We start from the raw sequence: 19,848 nt of genomic DNA on the forward strand, positions 1-19,848 counted from the left end.
GTATGGCTCCGACCAAATAGGCTATCGCCCTGATATTTTTATAGAGAATTTTATACATGCTATTATACGTTAATTATTATTTTTGACCTTTTGGACAGACCACCGCGTCATTAAATTTCTATTTTAATATAGTGCTCCGCGAAGAGGGAACTCTGTGAAACTCCGTTTAAAACTCAGCGAAACTCCGTGTCCTTTTTCATTAAACAATCTCAAATCGCTCAGAATAGATTCTCCTCCAGTCTACGCCTAACTTTCTCAGGCTCTTTTCGCTCACATCCATGAGCGGCTCAGGCCCACAGATGTAATAGACAAAATCGTTTTTATCCTTCGGCAGGTGCTTTTTGAAGAAATCTTCATCCACAAAACCCGTCTCACCTACATATCCTTCAGGCGGACTTTCCACCACATTGATCACTTCAATATTGGGCAATTTGTCAAGCTCCTCCAGTTCCTCCCTGAAGGGGGTTTCTTCCCAATGTTCGTTGGCATACACCAAAATGATTTCCCGGTTGTCATCTCTGTCCACCATGCTTCTGATCATACTCACCCCCGGCGTTACACCGATTCCCCCCATGATCATAAATAGCGGATCATTGCCCTTAGGTGTAAAAGAGCCAAACGGACCTTCCAAAACTACCTTTGTTCCAGGTTTCATGTCTTTCCAAGTGGCGGTAAAATCCCCCAGGACCTTGGCAGTAAAGCAGATATTATCACTTTCATCACTGGAAACAATTGAAAAAGGATGCTGCTGAAGGGTGAAAACCTTGTCCCCAACGGTCATCCAAAAAAACTGCCCAGAAATAAAGTCTTCTCTTTTGAACCCATCCGCCTCCAGAGTCATCGTATAGCTATCGCCTCGCTCAGCTTTGATATCCACGATTCTATAGGGTTTCTTGCCGTTGAGATAAAGCCTTACCAGTCTGGTATGGATCACTGCGTAAACACATCCCCCCATAAGGACCACAATCGCTATTTGTTTCCAAAGTTCATCCAGATAATGGGCCACCTGTACAGAATGGGTGATGCCCACAAAAACCAACAAAGCACCCACCCCGCTATGTATCAGCCTCCACCATTCATAATTTAACTTAAACGCCTGCCTCCACAAACTCGTCACGGTGATGCCTACTATGCCAACAGTGGCAAAACTTAGCGCCATGGCCCGGGGAAAGTTTACGGTTGGGTCATAATATTTGATAAATTCGGGATCGGCTAGGATCAGAATAATGGGGTGGGCCAATACAAAGAAAAAAGATATGATTCCAATTTCGCGGTGAAACTGCAATATATTGTCCATCCCAAATGTAGGAGCGATAAACTTATATCTGCCGCTGAAAATCGCCTGAAGCCCCATGGTAGAAAGCCCAATAAAGCCTAATGCCACCCCAAATTCAATCCAAAATGACCTGTATTCCGGTCTATCGCCCATTAAGGCGATACCCAAAGGGATGAGAGCGAGGACCGTATAGAGGCCCAACCATAAAAATGCTTTTTTTAAGCTATACTTCATTTCTTGCTGCGGGTAGGTTTAGGTTTAAAAGTGATTAACCATACTCTCCAATAAACTGCCAAACTCGCAAACTGTTAAAAATTATGAATACAGGCGTAAAGATTTATGTTATCAAACGGAATTTTCCGCCTTTCGCAATGGTTTTCCTATCTTTGAAAGCCTATGAAAAAATTACTCCTTCTTACCTGTGTTTCGATGTGCATGGCCTGTGGATCGGATTACCTTCCCAAACCCAAGGGATTTAATCGGATCGATTTGCCAGAACGTGAATTTGAAAAGCTGGAGGCACGTTTTCCCTATAGTTTTGAACATTCTGCCCATAGTCTGGTCGAGTCGGACGAATTTAATCCCAATGAAGAAGCTTGGATAAATCTAAATTATAAGGATATGGAGGCCAAAGTGCATTTGACCTACAAGCCAATTGATGGGGAGGAGGAGAAATTGAAAAGTTACCTTGCCGATGCCATTAACCTTACATCCAAGCACCAAGTGAAGGCCTACGGAATCGATGAATCGATTCTCAGAACCCCAAATGGATACACAGGGGTGGTAGCAGAGCTTTCCGGAGAAGTTCCGACGCAGTTTCAGTTTTTTGTCACCGATTCCACCCAGCATTTCCTGCGGGGAGCCCTGTACTTCAATGTGGCACACAAAAATGACTCCCTGGCCCCGGTGATTGAATACATCAAGGTAGACATGATGCACCTGATGAACACCTTGGAATTTAAACAGTAAGGTTTGCCTTAATAAAATCACTTACCAGGTAACTGACCAATTTGGCGGCACCTGGTTTTTTTTGTCCATTTTCTAATTGGGTTGCACCTTCACAAATATGTACGTAACCTACTTTGCATTTTTTGGCCGTCTGAAACAGGTATTTTCTTGCCTGTATGCTGCTGATTCCCGAAGGAGTAGCAGCACTTGACAGCACCCCTTCAATACAGTCCAGATCCAGTTCTATTCCCGTGATTTCATTCTGGGTAAAGGAAATAGCTTGCTCTAAAGCTTGTGGATAACTTTGCACCTCTCTCAAAAAAATGTCTTCAAACAGGCTGAAATGCACATTTTGGTTTTCAGTGAGCTCATTTATCAGGGTTTGGCTGTTGTAATTTTCGTGTAATCCTACAATCGCATATTTTTTCAGATATCCAGCCTCATAGGCATAGCGAAAACCGTTGCCGCTATGTCTTCCTTCCATCTGCCTGAAATCAGAATGCGCATCTAGGTTTATCGCATTTATACCTACTGTGGATAAAGTGCCAGTGGAAGTAAGCCCTTCATTTATACCTTTCAAAATCGGGAAACAATTGTTGTGACCGCCGCCAACGACAATTGGAATTTTCCCTTTTAATACTATTTCCTTAATTAAGGAACTCACTTCGGCATCGATAATTTCGACCGCTTTTCGATAGTTATCCACAGGCAGTTTTTGGCCCTCGAGCAAACCCTTGAAATCGAAGTGCCCCACAATGGAAATTTCGTCACCTCGGAATTTGTCGGTGCTTTGGATGTTGAGGAATGCCTTCAGAAAATCCGGCCACAGGGATTCTGTTCCGCCCACGCCAAGATTTCCTTTTACTCCGAAGGATTCCGGAATTCCGAGCAGCACATATTTTTCACCCTCAAAACCGGTTTTGATTTTCTCGCCGAGTTTGGTTTCGTTTGCTCGTGGGTTTACGATTTCTTTTAGATTTTCTGAAGTGAAGTGATGGAAGTGGTTCATGGGGAGGGGAGTTTTTGGACGTTTGATGGACGGAAGACCGGAGACCGGAGACCGAAAACTGAAATAGGAGGAAGGCTTTTAAAACCTTCCTTTTATCATGACTTTATCTATGGAATTGCTGCCGAATGCGTAGGGTAGATAGGCGAGTGAAGGGATGGGTTTGGTGAAGATCAGATTGGCTTTTTTGCCTTTGGTGATGCTTCCCATCTCTTTTTCCACGCCCATGGCAAAAGCCCCATTTATTGTAGCGGCATTGATGGCCTCTTCTGGCGTCATCTTCATCTGGATACAGCTCATGGCAATCATCAGCGGAATATTCCCACTTGGCGCAGAGCCCGGATTGTAATCGGTCGCCAAGGCCACCCCAAGTCCGGCATCTATCATTTTCCTTGCAGGCTGGAAAGGGAATCTCAGAAAAAACGCCGCAAATGGCAATAGGGTAGGGATGGTATCGCTATTTCTTAGTACCTCAATCTCCTCTTCCCCCATACATTCCAAATGATCCACGGAAACCGCACCGTTTTTCACACCCAACTGCACGCCTCCGCTATTTTGAAGTTGGTTAGCATGCAATTTTACCTTCAGACCATACTTTTTGGCCGCATCGATAACCTGCTGGGATTCCTCCAAACCGAAAAACCCTGCCTCACAAAACATGTCCACATATTCCGCTAGACCTTCCTGGGCCACTTTGGGCATCATTTCCTTACAAACCAAATCCAAATAGCCTTGATGGTTGTCTTTATATTCCATTGGATAAGCATGGGCACCCAAGAAAGTCGCCTTGATTTCCACATCGGCATTTTCCTTCAGCCTCTTGATCACCCTCAGCATTTTAAGCTCTGCATCAACGGTCAGTCCATAACCGCTTTTGATTTCAATAGCACCGGTTCCCAGTTTTTTCACCTCCTGAAGCCTCTTCCAGGCCTGTTCGTATAGAGAATCTTCGGAGGCTTCTTGCAGTCTTTTGGCCGAATTCAAGATTCCACCGCCTTTTCTGGCGATTTCCTCATAGCTCACCCCCTTGATTTTATCCACAAATTCCTCTTCTCTACTTCCGTCAAAAACCAGGTGGGTATGGGAATCGCACCAAGCCGGCAAAATAAACTGGCCCTCGGCATTTATTTCCTCCTCACCGTTTTGAGGGCCCAGATCTTCCATCTGGCCATAATCCACAATGGTATCTCCCTCAATCCTCAAAAATGCATTCTTTATAGAAGGCAGGGAATCCATCTCTTTTCCTTTGAGAAAAACTGTTTCTTCCCTGACCCCAAATAATTCTTTTATATTCTTTATCAGCATATTAACCTAATCTAGAATCCATATCCAAACCGTGTTCTTTGGCCGTATTTTGAGCGATTTCATAACCCGCATCTGCATGGCGGATTACCCCTATTCCCGGATCATTTCTCAGTACCCGCCTTAATCTGGCAGCCGCCTCATCAGTACCATCAGCCACGATCACCATGCCCGCATGGATGGAATAACCCATTCCAACCCCGCCACCATGGTGAAGAGAAACCCAGCTAGCCCCACCTGCGGTATTCATCAAGGCATTCAAAATTGGCCAGTCAGCTACTGCATCAGAACCATCCATCATGCCCTCGGTTTCACGGTTTGGGGATGCCACAGAACCGGTGTCCAAATGGTCACGACCGATCACGATTGGCGCTTTTACCTTGCCGCTTTTCACCAATTCATTGAAAGCCAAGCCGGCTTTTTCCCTTTCTCCCTGACCCAACCAGCAGATTCTGGCAGGAAGTCCCTGGAAAGCAATCCTGTCCTGAGCCATGGTTATCCACTTTTTCAGTCCTTCATTTTCAGGGAAAAGTTCCAAAATCAGGTCATCTGTTGCCTTGATATCCGCCGGATCTCCAGAAAGAGCTGCCCAACGGAATGGCCCCTTGCCCTCGCAAAATAGCGGTCGGATGTAAGCGGGCACAAAACCAGGAAAATCAAAAGCGTTTTCCACACCTTTTTCATGCGCTCTGGCACGCAGGTTATTGCCGTAATCAAAAGTAATTGCCCCCTTGGACTGAAGTTCCAGCATAAGTTTCACATGCTCCACCATGGACTCATAAGCCAGTTCCACATATTTTTCCGGATTGCTTTTTCTCAATTCGAGGGATTCCTCTAGAGAAATCATGTGGGGAATATATCCGGTCAATGGATCGTGGGCAGAAGTCTGGTCCGTTAGGGTATCAGGCACCACATTTCTGGTCTTTAGCCTCTCCAAAAGGTGAACCGCATTGCATGGCACACCGATCGAAACCCTCTCACCTTTCTTTTTCGCCTCCAAAGCCCGGTCAATGGCCTCATCCAAATCATCGATTTTTTCATCCAGATACCTGGTCTGAAGCCTCTTCTCGATTCTCCAGTTTTCAACCTCAGCGACCAAACAAACCCCATCATTCATCGTAATGGCCAGTGGCTGCGCGCCACCCATGCCGCCAAGACCGGCAGTAACGTTCAAAGTGCCCTTCAACGACCCACCGAAATGCTGCCTAGCCAACTCTCCAAAAGTTTCATAAGTCCCTTGTACAATTCCCTGCGAGCCGATGTAAATCCAGGAACCCGCGGTCATCTGCCCATACATCATCAAACCGGCCTTTTCCAACTTATCAAAATGCTCCCAATTGGCCCAATTCGGCACCAATTGTGAATTGGAGATCAACACCTTTGGAGCATCTTTATGGGTAGGCACGATCCCAACTGGCTTTCCGGATTGAATCAAAAGGGTTTCGTCATCCTCAAGGATCTTCAAACCTTGGATGATTTTGTCCAAAGCCTCAAAGTTACGGGCGGCCTTTCCTCGGCCACCATATACGATCAGTTCCTCTGGCAATTCCGCCACTTCCGGATCAAGGTTGTTGAGCAGCATTCTAAGGGCAGCCTCCTGAACCCAGCCTTTGCAGGTTAGCTCAGTACCGGTAGGGGTTGCATATTTTTCTTTGGTATATTTCTTATTGAGCGTTTCCATAAATGTTGATAATTAATGGTTAATATGATGACTGTAGTAAAGCGGGTTTGTTTTTGATAAAGGCGATCGACTTGGCAATGTCAGTGGATAAAACCCTGTCCACATCGTTGAAAGGAACTTCCTTGCGGTAGCTGGACACGATACCTTCAATAAAATCTGAGCTCTTGGACGGGCGTCGGAATTCCAAAGCCTGTGTCGCGGAGAATAGCTCAATGGCCAAAACCTTCTCCACATTTTCTATCACCCTAAAGCATTTGGTTGCCCCATTGGCACCCATGCTCACATGGTCTTCCTGCCCATTGGAGGAAGTGATGGAATCCACCGATGATGGGGTGCAAAGTTGCTTGTTTTCACTCACCACGCTGGCTGCGGTATATTGGGGAATCATCATCCCAGAGTGCAAACCGGGATTTTTGATCAAAAACAGGGGCAAACCCCTCTGCCCTGATAGGAGCTGATAGGTTCTTCTTTCAGCAATATTTCCGATTTCTGCCATGGCTATGGCCAAAAAGTCAAAACCCAAGGCCAAGGGCTGTCCGTGGAAATTTCCACCTGACACAATTTGATCTTCCTCAGGGAAAATATTCGGGTTATCGGTCACCGCATTGATTTCCCTTTCAAAAACCCCCAAAACATAATTAAACGTATCGCGGGAAGCCCCATGAACTTGCGGGATGCAGCGGAAGGAATAAGGATCCTGAACCGCCTTGCTTTTAGATTCGGCAATTTCACTTCCTTTCAGCAGCCTTCTCATTTTGGCGGCCGTCTCCACCTGACCCGGATGAGGTCTTATGGCATGGATATTTGGGTTGAATGGCTGCATGGTGCAATTAAATCCATCGATACAAATGGCTGCTATAATATCGGCCCATTCCAAAAGGCGCTTGCTGCTCATGAGACAATGAATACCATAGGCAAGCATAAACTGCGTCCCGTTGATCAGGGAAAGGCCCTCTTTGGACTTTAACGTAATCGGAGTCCAGCTGAAATTCTTCAAAACTTCGCCTGCCTCTACAATTTTCCCTTCAAAATAAACCTCGCCCAAGCCAATCAGTGGCAAACTCAGGTGAGAAAGCGGGGCCAAATCACCGGATGCCCCCAAGGAGCCCTGTCGATAGACCACCGGCAAAACATCATGATTATAAAAGTCCACCAATCGCTGAACGGTAATCAGTTGTACACCACTGTTGCCATAAGCCAGAGACTGGATTTTTGTCAGGAGCATGAGCTTGACAATCGCTTTTGGCACCTTTTCGCCCACCCCACAGGCGTGAGACTTTAACAGGTTATACTGGAGCTCACTGATCTGGTCTTTTTCGATCCTTACATTTTGAAGATATCCAAATCCAGTGTTGATCCCATAAAAAAGTGCATCGTCATCCTCGGCAATCTTCCTGTCCAAGTAATCCCGACAAGCAGTAATCTTTTCAATAGCCTCCTCTGAAAGCTCAATGCCCATTTTTTTCTCTACTATATGCTCAATCTCCTGCAAACTCAGCCACTGTGAGCCAATTTGGTGGGTTTTCTTCTGCGAAATTTTATCCATGTTGTTTTATGTATTGTACTAGGTACTAAGTACTATGTACTATGTTTTACTCGAATCAAGGCTAGATGCTAAATAGCAGCTCTCTCCGGTCTTCTGTCTTCGGTCTCCCCTCTTCCGTCTTCTGTCTCACTCCAAATTTCCCCAATTCCATTAATAATAAAAAATAGTATTATCTTAACCCATTAATAACTTTAAGTGATCAATGGAGATAAGACAGTTACAGTATTTCGTGGTGTTGGCTGAGGAGCTGCACTTCAACCGGGCAGCAGAAAAGCTTCACATCGTGCAACCTGCGCTTTCCAAGCAATTGCAGCAGCTAGAGCAGGAGTTGGGGGTGCGATTGATGAATCGGACTAAGCGGAAAGTCGAGCTTACTGAGGCTGGGGTGTATTTTTTCCATGAAGCTAAAGATATCCTGCACAGATTGGACAAGCTGAAAAACCAAACTCATCTTGTACAGTCTGGGGAAAAGGGTGAGCTTAAAATTGGATATGTAGGATCCTGTATCCACACGTTTTTACCTGACTTGCTTACTTCCTTAAATGCCAATTTTCCCCAAATCCAGACCTATCTCAACGAAATGACCTCCTCTGCCCAGTTGGCCGCCCTAGAAAACGGGGACTTGGATGTGGCCTTCGTACGGAATCCGATTCCAAGTCCAGAAATGGGGGAGAGGCTTGTCTTTAGTGAAACCTTTTCACTTGTTTTACCCCACCATCATCCCGCCCCTGACCCACCTAACCTTTCGGAGCTCAAGACTGAAAAGTTTATACTTCCTCCAAAAACGGATGGGGACCTATATTATAAGGTGCAATTGAGCATATGTGAGGATGCGGGATTTTTGCCGGACATTGCCCATGAAACCGTCCATGGACATACGGTGTTAAGTCTTGTGGACCATGGGTTGGGGATTACGTTTTTGCCTACCTCATTTCAAAAAGTCACCAATGTGAATGTCAAATTCATTGAGCTTAAGCAGATTCCGCAAAGGGCCGAAATCACGGCGGTTTGGTTTAAAAACAACCCCAACCCCAGCCTAAAGAAGTTTGTGGAGTTATTAATATAAAAAAAGCCTTACCTTTGTCCCCGATTTAAATTGGGTTAGTATATTCTATGGCTAAGAAAAGAGGAACCGCGCTGGAAGAACACGAGAAAAGGAAGCTAAACAAAGATAATTTTCGCAAATTAGGTGGAATTTTCGGCTTCATGATGCCCTACAAGGCACCTTTCATCCTGGGCCTTCTCTTTTTGGTCCTATCCAGCCTGACCTTGCTCGCTTTCCCCTTTGTAGCAGGCAAACTTATCGACACGGCTTCCGGGCAAGCCTGGATTGTGAATGATATCAACAGCATTGCGCTGATTCTTGTCGGAATCCTCTTTGTCCAAAGTGTATTTTCATTTTTCCGCGTGTGGCTTTTCGCTCAAGTGAGCGAAAAATCCATGCGTGATATCCGAGTGGCCCTTTATGACCGGTTAGTCCATCTTCCTATGTCATTTTTCGACAAGAGGAGAACCGGAGAATTGATCAGTAGAATCACGGCTGATATTTCACTTTTGCAGGACACCTTTTCGGTGACTTTGGCGGAGCTGATCAGGCAATTGATCACCCTTCTAGCAGGTACGGTTTTTCTTTTTTACACCACCCCGAAACTCACCTTATTCATGTTGGCCACCTTCCCGGTGTTGGTACTGATTGCCATGGTTTTTGGAAAATATATCCGAAAATTGAGCAAGGCTACCCAGGATGAGCTTGCTTCTGCCAATGTGATCGTGGAAGAAACCCTGCAGTCCATCATGACGGTAAAATCCTTTGCTGGAGAAGATTATGAAACACGAAGATACGGAACCGGACTCAACAGGGTGGTAAAAGTAGCCCTAAAGGCGGCCAGTTTCCGAGGCGCATTCATATCCTTCATCATCTTTGCCCTTTTTGGCGGGATCGTGGCGGTGATGTGGTACGGGGCAACATTGGTGGCTACAGGAGCCATGAGCATCGGTGACTTGGTTTCTTTTGTGCTTTACACCACCTTCATCGGAGGCTCAATAGCTGGGTTGGGGGATATTTATGGCCAGGTACAAAAGGCAATTGGTTCTTCAGAGAGGGTATTGGAGATTTTGGATGAGAAGCCTGAGGAATCCTTGGCCGATTTTCAGCATACCAAGCTCAAGGGTGAGGTGGCCTTTCAGAATGTTGCCTTTAATTATCCAACCCGGCCTGATGTGCAGGTCCTTCGGAATATATCTTTCCACATTGCTCCGGGTCAGAAAATCGCCCTTGCAGGCCACAGTGGAGCGGGTAAGTCTACTATCATTCAGCTTTTGCTCAAATTTTACCAAGTAGGTGCCGGTGCGATCAAGATTGACGGCCAAAATGTGGATAAGTGGAACTTGAAACAGTTGAGGTCCAACGTGGGGATCGTGCCCCAGGAGGTATTGCTCTTTGGCGGGAGCATCCGTGAAAACATTGCCTATGCAAAACCTGACGCCACAGAGGAAGACATCATGCTTGCCGCCAAAAAAGCCAACGCTTGGCAGTTTATCCAAAGCTTCCCCGATGGTTTGGACACATTGGTAGGGGAAAGAGGCGTAAAATTGTCAGGAGGCCAGCGTCAAAGAGTTGCCATTGCCAGGGCCATTCTCAAAAATCCCAGCATATTGATCCTAGACGAGGCCACCAGCTCCCTGGATGCCGAATCCGAATCCCTGGTTCAAGAAGCCATGGATGAACTGATGAAAGGCCGGACCACCATCATTATCGCCCACAGATTGTCCACCATCAGAAAGGTAGACCGAATTTATGTATTGAAGGAAGGCCAGATCGTGGAAGAAGGCACCCATGACTCTCTAGCGCACAAGGATGAAGGCTTCTATGCCAACTTGGTAAGGTTGCAGTTTGCCGAATAGCATCCCCAGAACAACGAATCCCAAATGCATGGGATTCCTTACTTTTATTATACATCCAACACGGGTCCTCGTCGCCTCCCCTTCGGGTCCTCGTCGGGTCCCCTATGGGTTTTTACATATTTCAGGCGAACTGAAGCCTGAGTAAATTGTGCCCAAATGCCTATTCCTCATTTGGCAATAGCATACCCTTTCCAACTTTTGGGCATTAGCTTCTACTTACAATTGTAAATAGGCTATATTTATTACTTTGTTCTACCAAACTTTATCCACTCATGAAATATCTTTTCATTCTGATAGGCTGTTTGACAATGGTCGGTTATCAAACCCAAGCCCAAACACAGGAGTCTTATTTGGAAGAAATTTTTCCAGAAATAGAAGAGCTTTATAAGCATTTCCACCAATATCCGGAGCTATCCCTACAAGAGGAAAAAACTGCCGCAAAGATAGCTGAGGAGCTGAAAAATTTAGGTTTTGAGGTCACTGAGGGCATTGGCGGTCATGGTGTAGTGGGGATATTTGAAAACGGTGAAGGCCCAACCCTGCTTGTCAGGACAGATATGGACGCCTTGCCTTTGGAAGAAAAGACCGGCCTTCCCTATGCTAGCAAGCAAAAGGGAGTGACCGGTGATGGGAAGGAAACCTTTATCATGCAGGCCTGCGGTCACGATGTGCATATGAGTGTGTTTTTGGGCACGGCCCGCATGCTGATGAATTTCAAGAACGAGTGGCAGGGAACGCTAATGATGATCGGCCAACCAGCTGAGGAAAATGGATTGGGTGCATACAATATGTTAAATGACGGTTTATTTGAGCGTTTTCCTTACCCCGATTACGCCATCGCCCTGCATGATACGCCCCATTTGCCTGCGGGAAGCATCGGATACAAGGCCGGGCCGCTCATGGCGGGTGTGGATATGATGAATGTGAAGGTTCACGGTGAGGGTGGCCATGGGGCAGCTCCCCATATGACCATAGATCCTGTGGTGATGAGTGCCCAGATGATTCAGGCTTACCAATCCATCGTAAGCCGAAGAATCGCTCCTACTGAGCCAGCAGTGGTATCAGTTGGCTCCATCCGCGGGGGCCATGTGCACAACATTATTCCTGATGAAGTGGAAATGCAGCTGACCTTAAGGTATTACAATCCTGAAATCAGGGAAACTTTAATTGAAAACATCAAAAAAATCAGCGAACATGTAGCCCGATCAGCAGGAATGCCAGAGGACAAACTCCCCACCTACTGGATCAGGGAGCCCTACACACCGCCTTTGATAAACGATGATGAACTCACTGAGCTGATGGTTGGGGTATTTAAGGCCAATTTTGAAGAAAATAAGATAGTGGAAATTGAAGCCGAAATGATAGGGGAGGACTTTAGCCGCTATGGCATTCAAGAGCCAGCGGTTCCGATATCTATGTTTTTTTTGGGGGCTACGCCAAATGACCTTTTCAAGCAGGCTAAAGAAAACGGCAAGGAAATCCCTGGCTTACACAGTCCGCTTTTCGCTCCAGAAGTAGAGCCCACATTGAAAACAGGGATTAAGGCAATGAGTTTGTTTGCGATGGAGATTTTCAATTCAACAAGATAATTTCTTAAAAAGAGAACCCTGAAGCTAAGTTGAAGTTTCTGCCAGCCAAATAAATCAAGAGTGCTGTGCCACCAAGTATCCCGATCGTTAATCCTGGAGATACTTTATTTTGCTGTATTTCAACAATTCTTTCGAAAGGAATGTCTATAACCATTCCACGTGAAGCGCGGTCTTTGTTATCCGCACTTTCAACCTTTAAAGAATTTTCTTCAAAGGAAAGGATTTTGGCTTGAATGGTATTACCACTGTTCATAGTGATCTTATACCTTTTCCCAATCTCTAAAAAATCCAAATTTCTCCTATCCGTCCAATCAATATGTTCAGGATCAGATCTCTTATGAGGTCCGACATTCTGATAAGCAGAACACCCCAAGTTCAAAATCAAAATGAGGCTAAAGATCGAGCAAAACAGAGCATTTTTCACGATAAAAGTTTCAAAGTGAAGTAAATGGTATTAATACGATTATCACTTCATACTCTACTTTATATCTAAATTTACAAATTTATTTCTGTATTTGATTTTATTATATAGAATTTAATTTTGATAAAAATAAGGATTGCAAATTTCAAATTGAATTTGAAAACCTGCCAGGTTTGATCTATTTTTTTCAAAACCTGGCAGGATTAAATGCTTATCTCACCATGATATATTCATACGAGGACTGCAGTCCCAGCGGGTATCCCACAGCCCAGTAGCCAAGCAGGAAGATTGTCCAGACGATAAGTAGAACCACTGAATATGGGATCATTATCGATACGAGGGTTCCGATACCAGTGGACTTGACATAACGCTGGCAGAAGACCACCACCAATGGGAAATAAGGCAACAGAGGTGTGATGATATTCGAGACGGAATCCCCAACACGATAGGCGGCTTGAGTTAAATCTGGAGAAATACCCAACTGCATCAGCATCGGAACAAATATGGGGCTAATCAGCGCCCATTTAGCGGAAGCCGAGCCCACCAAAAGGTTCACAAATGCAGTCAGAAATACGATTCCCACTATGGTAACCTGACCAGGCAAATTCATGCTTTCTAAGAAATTAGCTCCTTTTAAGGCTGTCATCGCGCCGATATTTGACTTCGCAAAGGCATCTATAAATAAAGCGCAGAAAAATGCCATCACGATATAGTGGGCCATACTTCCCATGGCTTTGCTCATGGAGGCTATGGCGTCTTTCATTTCCTTATAAGTACCGGAAGCGAACCCATACACAAGCCCTGGCAACCAGAAAAGGAAGAAAATCAAGGGCACGATAGATTTCATCAGTGGTGCGGCTAGAGAAGTTATTTCTCCATCTGCATCCCTAAGCGCGGAATCCAGTGGATAAGCCCACACTACCAATCCTGTCAAACCCAAAATCATCACTAGGGAAGCCAGCCAAAAAGCTTTCTTTTCCTTTGAGCCGATTTCTTCCATCTTGGGGGCATCGGTCATGTCTTCATCCACTTTGGCTGTTTTATTCAGCCTAGGCTCGATCACCCTATCGGTCAAAAACCAAGCAACCGCCACCACCACAATACTGGATGAACCGGTGAAAAACCAGTTATTTAATGGGTTTAGGCTAATAGTAGGGTCAATAATTCTTGCTGCTGATTGGGTGAAGCTTTGAATTAAGGGATCTATGCCTGAAGGAATAAAATTGGCGCTAAAACCACCGGAAACCCCGGCAAAAGCCGCTGCAATTCCCGCCAAGGGGTGACGACCTGCTGCATAAAATATCACGCCTCCCAAGGGAATTACCAACACATACCCTGCATCAGCAGCGGTATGGCTGACAATGGCCACCAACACCAAAATAGGCGTGAGCAGCATTTGGGGGGTAAAATTGAGCAAATATTTAAGCCCTGCATTGATGTAACCCGAATGTTCCGCCACACCAACACCCAACATGGCCACCAACACTACGCCCATAGGAGGGAAGGTGATGAACACATTGACCATGTTAGAAAGGAAAGCAGCCAGCTGGGTGCCGGTAAGTAAATTTAAAACTCGAAGTTCTTCGCCTGTTCTGGGGTCGATTTCACCAAAGTCGATGGGGGCCAACATGGCGGAAAGCACCCAGGTGGCTAGCATTAGAATCAGGAAAAGGATAGCAGGGTCAGGGAGTTTATTGCCTGCATATTCGATTACATCTAGAAACCTGTCTAGAAGGGATTTTTGCTTTTTTTCTTGTGTGGGAATCATGGGCTTAAATTTGGGAAAACCAAATGTAAGCAGCCCTACTAAAATATAAAAGGAATCTCTATTGATTCACCCACTTCTTGAAAGCAGTTACCTTTTCCCTGCTTACCACAAGCTCTTCATGAAATTGGATTTTGGGGGTAATTTTAAGTCTGCTGTTGATGTGTTTTTGAATGGGACCTATAGCATTGATATTGATCAACACACTGCGGTTGATCCTAAAAAATTCTCTCGGATCGAGCACATCGGCCTCCAGATCCATGAGTTTTTGGTTGATGGTGAATCTTTCGCCCGTGCCCATTTCGTACAGATAGGTCTGACCGTTATCGGCAAGGAAAAACGCCACTTCTGAGGGCATTTTGGCCAAAAAGGAATCCCCGGATTTCACCATAAACCTAGATTTCTGGTTGCTGTTTAGTTGGGGCTCACTCGAGAAGGGACCGGATGGGGAACTGCCAGTCTGTATCGAATATAGCACCTGAAACTTTTCAAAGCTCTTTCGGATCCTTTCCTGATCCGCATTCTCATTGATGAAATCCAGGCAATTAAGACTTAAAGCCTTTTCGGTGATAAAAGGCTTTGGGGAAGTGAAGATCACCGGAATCCTCATGTCCAGTTTCTCAAATATAAAGGGATGCATATCTGTCAGGTCATAACTCCCCACAATCAGGTCCACCTTATTGCCCTTTTCTACATAGTTGTAGGCTTCCTCCCAGGAGGCCAATACTTCTACAGTTTTCAAAAAAGGGTTAACATTCTGGAATTTATGGCTCCATTTATAGCCATCCTCACTCCGGTGTACGATGATGCAATTAATGAACTGGTTTTCTACTCCCATTTTGCTACTCTTGGATAATTTCCGTCCGAAAACTAAACAGCTTTCAGGCTAATATCAAGACTTTTTACATGATGTGTCAAAGCACCCACTGAAATAAAGTCTACGCCGCATTCTGCGACATCTTTTAGCGTTTCTTCTGTAATTCCACCAGAGGCCTCGGTTTTATATTTTCCACCGATGAGTCTTACAGCCTCCTTCATAGTTGGACAATCCATGTTGTCCAACATGATCACATCCACACCCCCAGTTTTCAACACCTGCTTCACTTCATCGAGATTTCGGGTTTCCACCTCAATCTTGAGTTTCAGCTTATTGGCTTTCAGGTATTCCTGAGTGGCCTTAATGGCTGCGGCTATCCCACCGGCAAAGTCCACATGGTTATCCTTCAGCATGATCATGTCATAAAGGGCAAACCTATGATTTTGGCCACCCCCGATCGCCACGGCCCATTTTTCCAGCATGCGGAAATTTGGTGTGGTTTTGCGGGTATCCAATAATTTGGTGCGGGTGTGCTTGATCAGCTGGTTTAGCTTGTACGTTTTGGTGGCAATGGCGCTCATACGCTGCATGCAGTTGAGCACCAGGCGCTCGGTAGTCAAAATCGAGGCTGCACTTCCAGATACTTTAAGACCTATATCGCCAGCTTTGACTTTGTCGCCATCTTTGAGTAAAAGCTCCACCTGCAAATGTGGATCATAATGCTCAAAAATCATCTTGGCCAAGTCCAAACCGGCAATGATGCCCTCTTCCTTGATCAATAGCTGGGCGGCACCCTGCACATTTTCAGGCAAGGTGGCCAAAGTAGAGTGATCACCTGTCCCCACGTCTTCCAGCAGGGCAGATTTGATGAATTTTTGTAAATTATCTTGGGTCAAATACGAATTTTTCACCCTGCAATATTACTAATTTTATCGGGAAGAATTGTCACTAAGTGAGGAAATGGGCACTTGCGTCACGATAAGGTTGCTGCTTCCTTTGGCTATGAGCTTGCCTTCCGCATTGGTGATTTTGGCTTTCCAGTGGTTCACATTTCGTCCACCCCTCACCAGTTTGGCTTCTACGGTGAGTTTTTCGCCTACATGGGCCGCAGCCAAAAAGTCGATGTTCAGGTTGATGCTAGTCATCAGGTATTCATTTCCGGTCACGTAGTTGGCCCCGCCGATCACGTCGTCCAACATAAGAGAGGCCACCCCGCCATGCAAGATGTTGCCGGGATTGCAAAATTCTTCCCTCACGGTGTACTCCATGACCAATAAGCCGTATTCTACCTCTCTGAGGACTCCTTCCAGCCAGTTGCCGGCCTTGGAAGGGGATTGATTGATGGTGGTACCGATTAGTTTTTTGTAATTTCTGAGAAATATATTGTCTTCCATAGGTAAAGGCTGATCAGATTGACGGTATCGAAAATTTCATAAATGTTTTTGGGCACAAAAGGGGAGAGGGTAACCTTATAATGCCGGTTTTTGTCCTGCTGGATAATGAGGCTGTACTTATCCTTCAGTTTGAGAATTTCCTCCGGGAAAAAAACCTGTTGGGGCATTTTGACTGGACTGTTTTTCATTCCAAACTGTTTTTTGACCTTTCCATAGGTTTGGCCAACGATTCTGTCATTAAAACCCCGCTCCTGAATTTCCAGAGTGGAGTCCTGGAGAAATTTAGGATTAAAGGAATGGATTAAAGTAATGCCGGACTTGATAAAGCGATAGGTGACCTTACTTCCCACTTCCTTCTGAAAAGGCAGATTGGTCTTGATTTTACAAAAATTCCATAAGTTTTCTATCCGCTTCAATTCCATCATTTGTTCCTGTCCTCTTGTTCCAATAATCTAAAATAATCAAATGAGGTGGTTTTAAAAGCATCTCTTTCCTTTCTTTCCACCAAAATGGGCTCCCAGCCATCGGAAGTCTCTATCTCAAAATGGGCATCCTGAAGCAATAAAGGATAAACCTGATCCACAAACCTGAAATGATCAAACCTGTCACCACCACCAAATTGAATAATGCCCGAGCTGTCACTTTCATCAAAACTATACTTCAAATTAATCCTGCCATCCAATATTGCCTCGGATGGCTCCAAATAAATATAGGCATCTTCCTTCACCCGATTTAGAATAATCGAAAGGTTGATCACAGGCCTGCTGTCATCCACCACCCTTTTGGACAACCTGAAAACGTTCATTTTGGCATCGTTGCGGTTTTCTCGGTCATAGAAAGGCTGCCGCACATTCATGAAATACAGGCGGCTCGCAGCCGTGATGGAGGTCCTTATTTCTCCTTCCTCCAGTTCCACCGTTTTGGTGTTGAAAAATGATAAAGCAAAGACCCAGATCAACGTTCCGATCCCAAAGATTTTGAACAGTTTTATAAGTTCTGGGTCAAATGATTTATCCTTGGACATTTTCCTTTTTTGGCATCTTTTCTAACAACAACTCCCAGGCATTTTTGATATGGGTTTCTTCCACGTCCGTCTGCCCGATCACCCAGCGGATCACAAATTTTCCGTCAAGCTTTGTATGTGTAAAAAATGCAAGGCCGGTTTGGTTCACTTCAGCCATCCATTTTTCATTGAGCTGATTGAGTTTTTCAGTTGACAAACCAGTTTCCACAAACCTAAAGCAAATGGTATTTAAAGGTACAGGTGCCAAAATTTCAAGGTTTGGATGCCTTTCAATCCATTCTACGGCCTTCTTGGTAAGCTTAAGATGGTGGCGCAACTTTTTCCTCAGGCCATTTAACCCATAATGGCGGATGACAAACCAAAGTTTCAGCGCCCGAAACCTTCTTCCCAGTTGAATACCCCAATCCCGGTAATTGTTGACCTGCTCATCCAGTTGTGTCCGTAGATATTCGGGAGTGAGGCTGAAGGTTTTGATCAGGTGTTGGGGCTCTTTTAGAAAAAGAACAGAGCAGTCAAAGTTGGTGAACATCCATTTATGAGGGTTAAAGACATAACTATCAGCTTTTTCATGCCCTTCATTCATCCATCGAAATTCAGGTAAAAGCAAGGCTGTACCTGCAAAAGCCGCGTCTATATGGTGCCAAATACTGTATTTTTGGCATATCTCACCAATTTTATCGATCGGATCAATGGCTGTGGAACTGGTAGTCCCTAAAGCAGAAACCACGCAGAGAGGGATGTAACCCTTCTCAACATCGGCTTGAATGGCTTTTTCCAAAAGCTCCGGTATTAAAGCATAATTATCATCCACCCTTATTCTAATCAGATTGACCTGACCGATCCCGGCAATCCTTAATGCTTTATCAATTGAGGAATGAACATGTTCTGAGCTATAAACCCTGAATTTTGCAAAACCTTCAAAACCTAATTGGTTGATTCTATAGCCGGTAACCCTCTCTCTGGCAGCAAGAATCGCACTAAGCGTGGCAGTACTGGCCGTGTCATGAATCACACCTTTCCACGTGGAACATATGCCTTTTGCATCCCTCAACCAATCTAAAACCCGCTCCTCTAATTCAGTTGCGGCAGGGGAGGTGAGCCAAGACATACACTGGGCACCCAAAGTAGACATCAGCATTTCGGCCAATATCGACGGCTCGGAATTGTTGGCCGGAAAGTAGCCGAAAAAGGATGGATGTTGCCAATGAGTCATACCCGGCAGGATGACATCTTTGAAATCAGCAAATATGCGGTCAAAATCTTCACCCTCCTCTGGAGCGGAGGAAGGCAATTGCTTTAAAATTTCACCAGGCTCTATTTTAGGTGTAACTGGATACTTTCCTTTGTTTTCCAAATAATCCGCCATCCAATCAACCATCTCATGGGCTCGCTTTCTGAATTCCTCTTTATCCATATTCAATGTACGTAAGATCCGGCATTCATATCGATAGTACAGCCTGTAGAATGGTCAGCTAATCCAGAACAAAGCAAGGTTACCATCGGTGCAATATCCTTAGGTTCAGTGAGTTGTGACAGAGCAATATCGTTTAAAGCGAAATCCTCACCATATTGATCCATAAAATCCTGAGCCATATCGGTTTTGGTAAAGCCAGGGGCTATAATGAAAGCCTTGATTCCTTCTTTTCCGTAATATCGGGCAAGAGATCGTGTAAAACTTACAATAGCGGCTTTGGAAGCGGCATAGGCCAAATAATCAGGGGTGTCACCCCTAAATGCAGCCCTGGAGGAAATGTTTACAATACGCCCATTCTTGTTATTTCTGGCATGCTCGACAAACTCCTTACTGATAATTGCCAGTGCATTGATATTGACATCCATGGTTTTGAGCCATGAGCTGGTCCAATCGATGGCTGGGGCATTGTCAGGCGTAGAAATGGCAATGCCCGCATTGTTAACCACCGCATCAATCTTTCCGTAGGTTTCCACCAAAACCGGTATCCAACCCATTACTGCATCCAGATCCGAAAGATCACAAGCTACGGGGTGGGAGGGGTTTGGAAGGCTTTTCTGCAACTCCAAAACATCCTTCTCACTATTATTATAATGCAGAAGTACTTCCGCACCAGATGCCGATAATTGTTGGGCTATAGCCTTCCCAATTCCCCGGGAAGCCCCCGTGACGAGAATTCTATGGCCTGAAAGGTTTATATGCAT

Annotated in this window: 18 protein-coding genes; 4 read left to right on the forward strand and 14 right to left on the reverse strand. The window is 45.2% G+C overall.

Annotated elements, in window-relative coordinates; translation table 11 throughout:
* Nucleotides 1-199 precede the first annotated feature (199 nt).
* Complete coding sequence (locus KIH41_RS14305; protein WP_214162816.1) at nt 200-1,510, reverse strand: ferredoxin reductase family protein; 1,311 nt, start codon at nt 1,508-1,510, stop codon at nt 200-202.
* A gap of 162 nt (nt 1,511-1,672) precedes the next feature.
* Between KIH41_RS14305 and gldD the strand changes: the two genes are divergently transcribed.
* The gene (gene gldD / locus KIH41_RS14310) at nt 1,673-2,245 is read left to right on the forward strand and encodes a gliding motility lipoprotein GldD (RefSeq protein WP_213944311.1); all 573 of its coding nucleotides are present in this window, start codon (nt 1,673-1,675) and stop codon (nt 2,243-2,245) included.
* On the opposite strand, the gene KIH41_RS14315 is transcribed toward gldD, so the two are convergent.
* The 4 genes from KIH41_RS14315 to hutH form a co-directional block, all read right to left on the reverse strand.
* The gene (locus tag KIH41_RS14315) at nt 2,235-3,233 is read right to left on the reverse strand and encodes a formimidoylglutamase (protein WP_214162817.1); all 999 of its coding nucleotides are present in this window, start codon (nt 3,231-3,233) and stop codon (nt 2,235-2,237) included. The genes gldD and KIH41_RS14315 overlap by 11 nt on opposite strands.
* A 78-nt stretch (nt 3,234-3,311) precedes the next feature.
* Nucleotides 3,312-4,535 (reverse strand): imidazolonepropionase, encoded by a 1,224-nt coding sequence (gene hutI, locus KIH41_RS14320; protein ID WP_214162818.1) that lies wholly within the window; start codon nt 4,533-4,535, stop codon nt 3,312-3,314.
* Between the two features lies 1 nt (nt 4,536).
* The gene (hutU, locus tag KIH41_RS14325) at nt 4,537-6,213 is read right to left on the reverse strand and encodes a urocanate hydratase (protein WP_213944308.1); all 1,677 of its coding nucleotides are present in this window, start codon (nt 6,211-6,213) and stop codon (nt 4,537-4,539) included.
* A 19-nt stretch (nt 6,214-6,232) separates the two neighbouring features.
* Nucleotides 6,233-7,759 carry a histidine ammonia-lyase gene (gene hutH, locus KIH41_RS14330; protein ID WP_214162819.1) on the reverse strand — a complete coding sequence of 509 codons (1,527 nt, stop codon included), beginning with the start codon at nt 7,757-7,759 and terminating at the stop codon, nt 6,233-6,235.
* 202 nt (nt 7,760-7,961) lie between these two features.
* Between hutH and KIH41_RS14335 the strand changes: the two genes are divergently transcribed.
* The 3 genes from KIH41_RS14335 to KIH41_RS14345 all read left to right on the forward strand — a co-directional run bounded on the left by KIH41_RS14335 (nt 7,962) and on the right by KIH41_RS14345 (nt 12,252).
* On the forward strand, nt 7,962-8,825 hold the full coding sequence (locus tag KIH41_RS14335; protein WP_214162820.1) for a LysR substrate-binding domain-containing protein: 864 nt from the start codon (nt 7,962-7,964) through the stop codon (nt 8,823-8,825).
* Nucleotides 8,826-8,872: 47 nt separating this feature from the next.
* Nucleotides 8,873-10,663 (forward strand): ABC transporter ATP-binding protein, encoded by a 1,791-nt coding sequence (locus KIH41_RS14340; RefSeq protein ID WP_214162821.1) that lies wholly within the window; start codon nt 8,873-8,875, stop codon nt 10,661-10,663.
* A gap of 272 nt (nt 10,664-10,935) precedes the next feature.
* Nucleotides 10,936-12,252, forward strand: a complete 1,317-nt coding sequence (locus KIH41_RS14345; protein ID WP_214162822.1) for an amidohydrolase — start codon at nt 10,936-10,938, stop codon at nt 12,250-12,252.
* 4 nt (nt 12,253-12,256) lie between these two features.
* Here KIH41_RS14345 and KIH41_RS14350 read toward each other — a convergent pair whose 3' ends face one another.
* From KIH41_RS14350 to KIH41_RS14390, 9 genes are all read right to left on the reverse strand, one after another.
* Nucleotides 12,257-12,676, reverse strand: a complete 420-nt coding sequence (locus tag KIH41_RS14350) for an LSm family protein (RefSeq protein WP_214162823.1) — start codon at nt 12,674-12,676, stop codon at nt 12,257-12,259.
* Nucleotides 12,677-12,884: 208 nt separating this feature from the next.
* Nucleotides 12,885-14,441 (reverse strand): AbgT family transporter, encoded by a 1,557-nt coding sequence (locus tag KIH41_RS14355; RefSeq protein ID WP_214162824.1) that lies wholly within the window; start codon nt 14,439-14,441, stop codon nt 12,885-12,887.
* 58 nt (nt 14,442-14,499) lie between these two features.
* Nucleotides 14,500-15,276: a LytR/AlgR family response regulator transcription factor gene (locus KIH41_RS14360; RefSeq protein ID WP_214162825.1), complete on the reverse strand. Its 777-nt coding sequence runs from the start codon at nt 15,274-15,276 to the stop codon at nt 14,500-14,502.
* A gap of 32 nt (nt 15,277-15,308) precedes the next feature.
* A complete protein-coding gene (nadC, locus tag KIH41_RS14365) occupies nt 15,309-16,166 on the reverse strand; it encodes a carboxylating nicotinate-nucleotide diphosphorylase (RefSeq protein ID WP_214162826.1) in 858 nt (285 codons plus the stop codon).
* Nucleotides 16,167-16,184: 18 nt separating this feature from the next.
* A complete protein-coding gene (locus KIH41_RS14370; RefSeq protein WP_214162827.1) occupies nt 16,185-16,649 on the reverse strand; it encodes a PaaI family thioesterase in 465 nt (154 codons plus the stop codon).
* Entirely contained in the window at nt 16,610-17,065 is a 456-nt protein-coding gene (locus KIH41_RS14375; protein WP_214162828.1) for a hypothetical protein, read from the reverse strand. The genes KIH41_RS14370 and KIH41_RS14375 overlap by 40 nt, the downstream gene beginning before the upstream one ends.
* A gap of 5 nt (nt 17,066-17,070) precedes the next feature.
* Nucleotides 17,071-17,673: a hypothetical protein gene (locus KIH41_RS14380; RefSeq protein ID WP_213944297.1), complete on the reverse strand. Its 603-nt coding sequence runs from the start codon at nt 17,671-17,673 to the stop codon at nt 17,071-17,073.
* Nucleotides 17,660-19,087, reverse strand: coding sequence for a pyridoxal phosphate-dependent decarboxylase family protein (locus tag KIH41_RS14385; RefSeq protein ID WP_214162829.1), 1,428 nt, complete (start codon nt 19,085-19,087; stop codon nt 17,660-17,662). The genes KIH41_RS14380 and KIH41_RS14385 overlap by 14 nt, the downstream gene beginning before the upstream one ends.
* Before the next feature lie 2 nt (nt 19,088-19,089).
* On the reverse strand, nt 19,090-19,848 hold the full coding sequence (locus tag KIH41_RS14390; protein ID WP_214162830.1) for an SDR family NAD(P)-dependent oxidoreductase: 759 nt from the start codon (nt 19,846-19,848) through the stop codon (nt 19,090-19,092).

Origin of the sequence: Litoribacter ruber, from assembly GCF_018500185.1 — a bacterium.
Taxonomy (GTDB): domain Bacteria; phylum Bacteroidota; class Bacteroidia; order Cytophagales; family Cyclobacteriaceae; genus Litoribacter; species Litoribacter ruber.

Bases quoted from the DNA above. Each gene is read 5' to 3' on its own strand.
- gldD (WP_213944311.1), top strand. From the start codon at position 1,673: ATGAAAAAATTACTCCTTCTTACCTGTGTTTCGATGTGCATGGCCTGT.
- KIH41_RS14355 (WP_214162824.1), bottom strand. From the start codon at position 14,441: ATGATTCCCACACAAGAAAAAAAGCAAAAATCCCTTCTAGACAGGTTT.
- KIH41_RS14315 (WP_214162817.1), bottom strand. From the start codon at position 3,233: ATGAACCACTTCCATCACTTCACTTCAGAAAATCTAAAAGAAATCGTA.
- KIH41_RS14345 (WP_214162822.1), top strand. From the start codon at position 10,936: ATGAAATATCTTTTCATTCTGATAGGCTGTTTGACAATGGTCGGTTAT.
- KIH41_RS14390 (WP_214162830.1), bottom strand. From the start codon at position 19,848: ATGCATATAAACCTTTCAGGCCATAGAATTCTCGTCACGGGGGCTTCC.
- hutI (WP_214162818.1), bottom strand. From the start codon at position 4,535: ATGCTGATAAAGAATATAAAAGAATTATTTGGGGTCAGGGAAGAAACA.
- KIH41_RS14385 (WP_214162829.1), bottom strand. From the start codon at position 19,087: ATGGATAAAGAGGAATTCAGAAAGCGAGCCCATGAGATGGTTGATTGG.
- KIH41_RS14305 (WP_214162816.1), bottom strand. From the start codon at position 1,510: ATGAAGTATAGCTTAAAAAAAGCATTTTTATGGTTGGGCCTCTATACG.
- KIH41_RS14335 (WP_214162820.1), top strand. From the start codon at position 7,962: ATGGAGATAAGACAGTTACAGTATTTCGTGGTGTTGGCTGAGGAGCTG.
- KIH41_RS14370 (WP_214162827.1), bottom strand. From the start codon at position 16,649: ATGGAAGACAATATATTTCTCAGAAATTACAAAAAACTAATCGGTACC.
- hutH (WP_214162819.1), bottom strand. From the start codon at position 7,759: ATGGATAAAATTTCGCAGAAGAAAACCCACCAAATTGGCTCACAGTGG.
- KIH41_RS14360 (WP_214162825.1), bottom strand. From the start codon at position 15,276: ATGGGAGTAGAAAACCAGTTCATTAATTGCATCATCGTACACCGGAGT.
- hutU (WP_213944308.1), bottom strand. From the start codon at position 6,213: ATGGAAACGCTCAATAAGAAATATACCAAAGAAAAATATGCAACCCCT.
- KIH41_RS14380 (WP_213944297.1), bottom strand. From the start codon at position 17,673: ATGTCCAAGGATAAATCATTTGACCCAGAACTTATAAAACTGTTCAAA.
- KIH41_RS14340 (WP_214162821.1), top strand. From the start codon at position 8,873: ATGGCTAAGAAAAGAGGAACCGCGCTGGAAGAACACGAGAAAAGGAAG.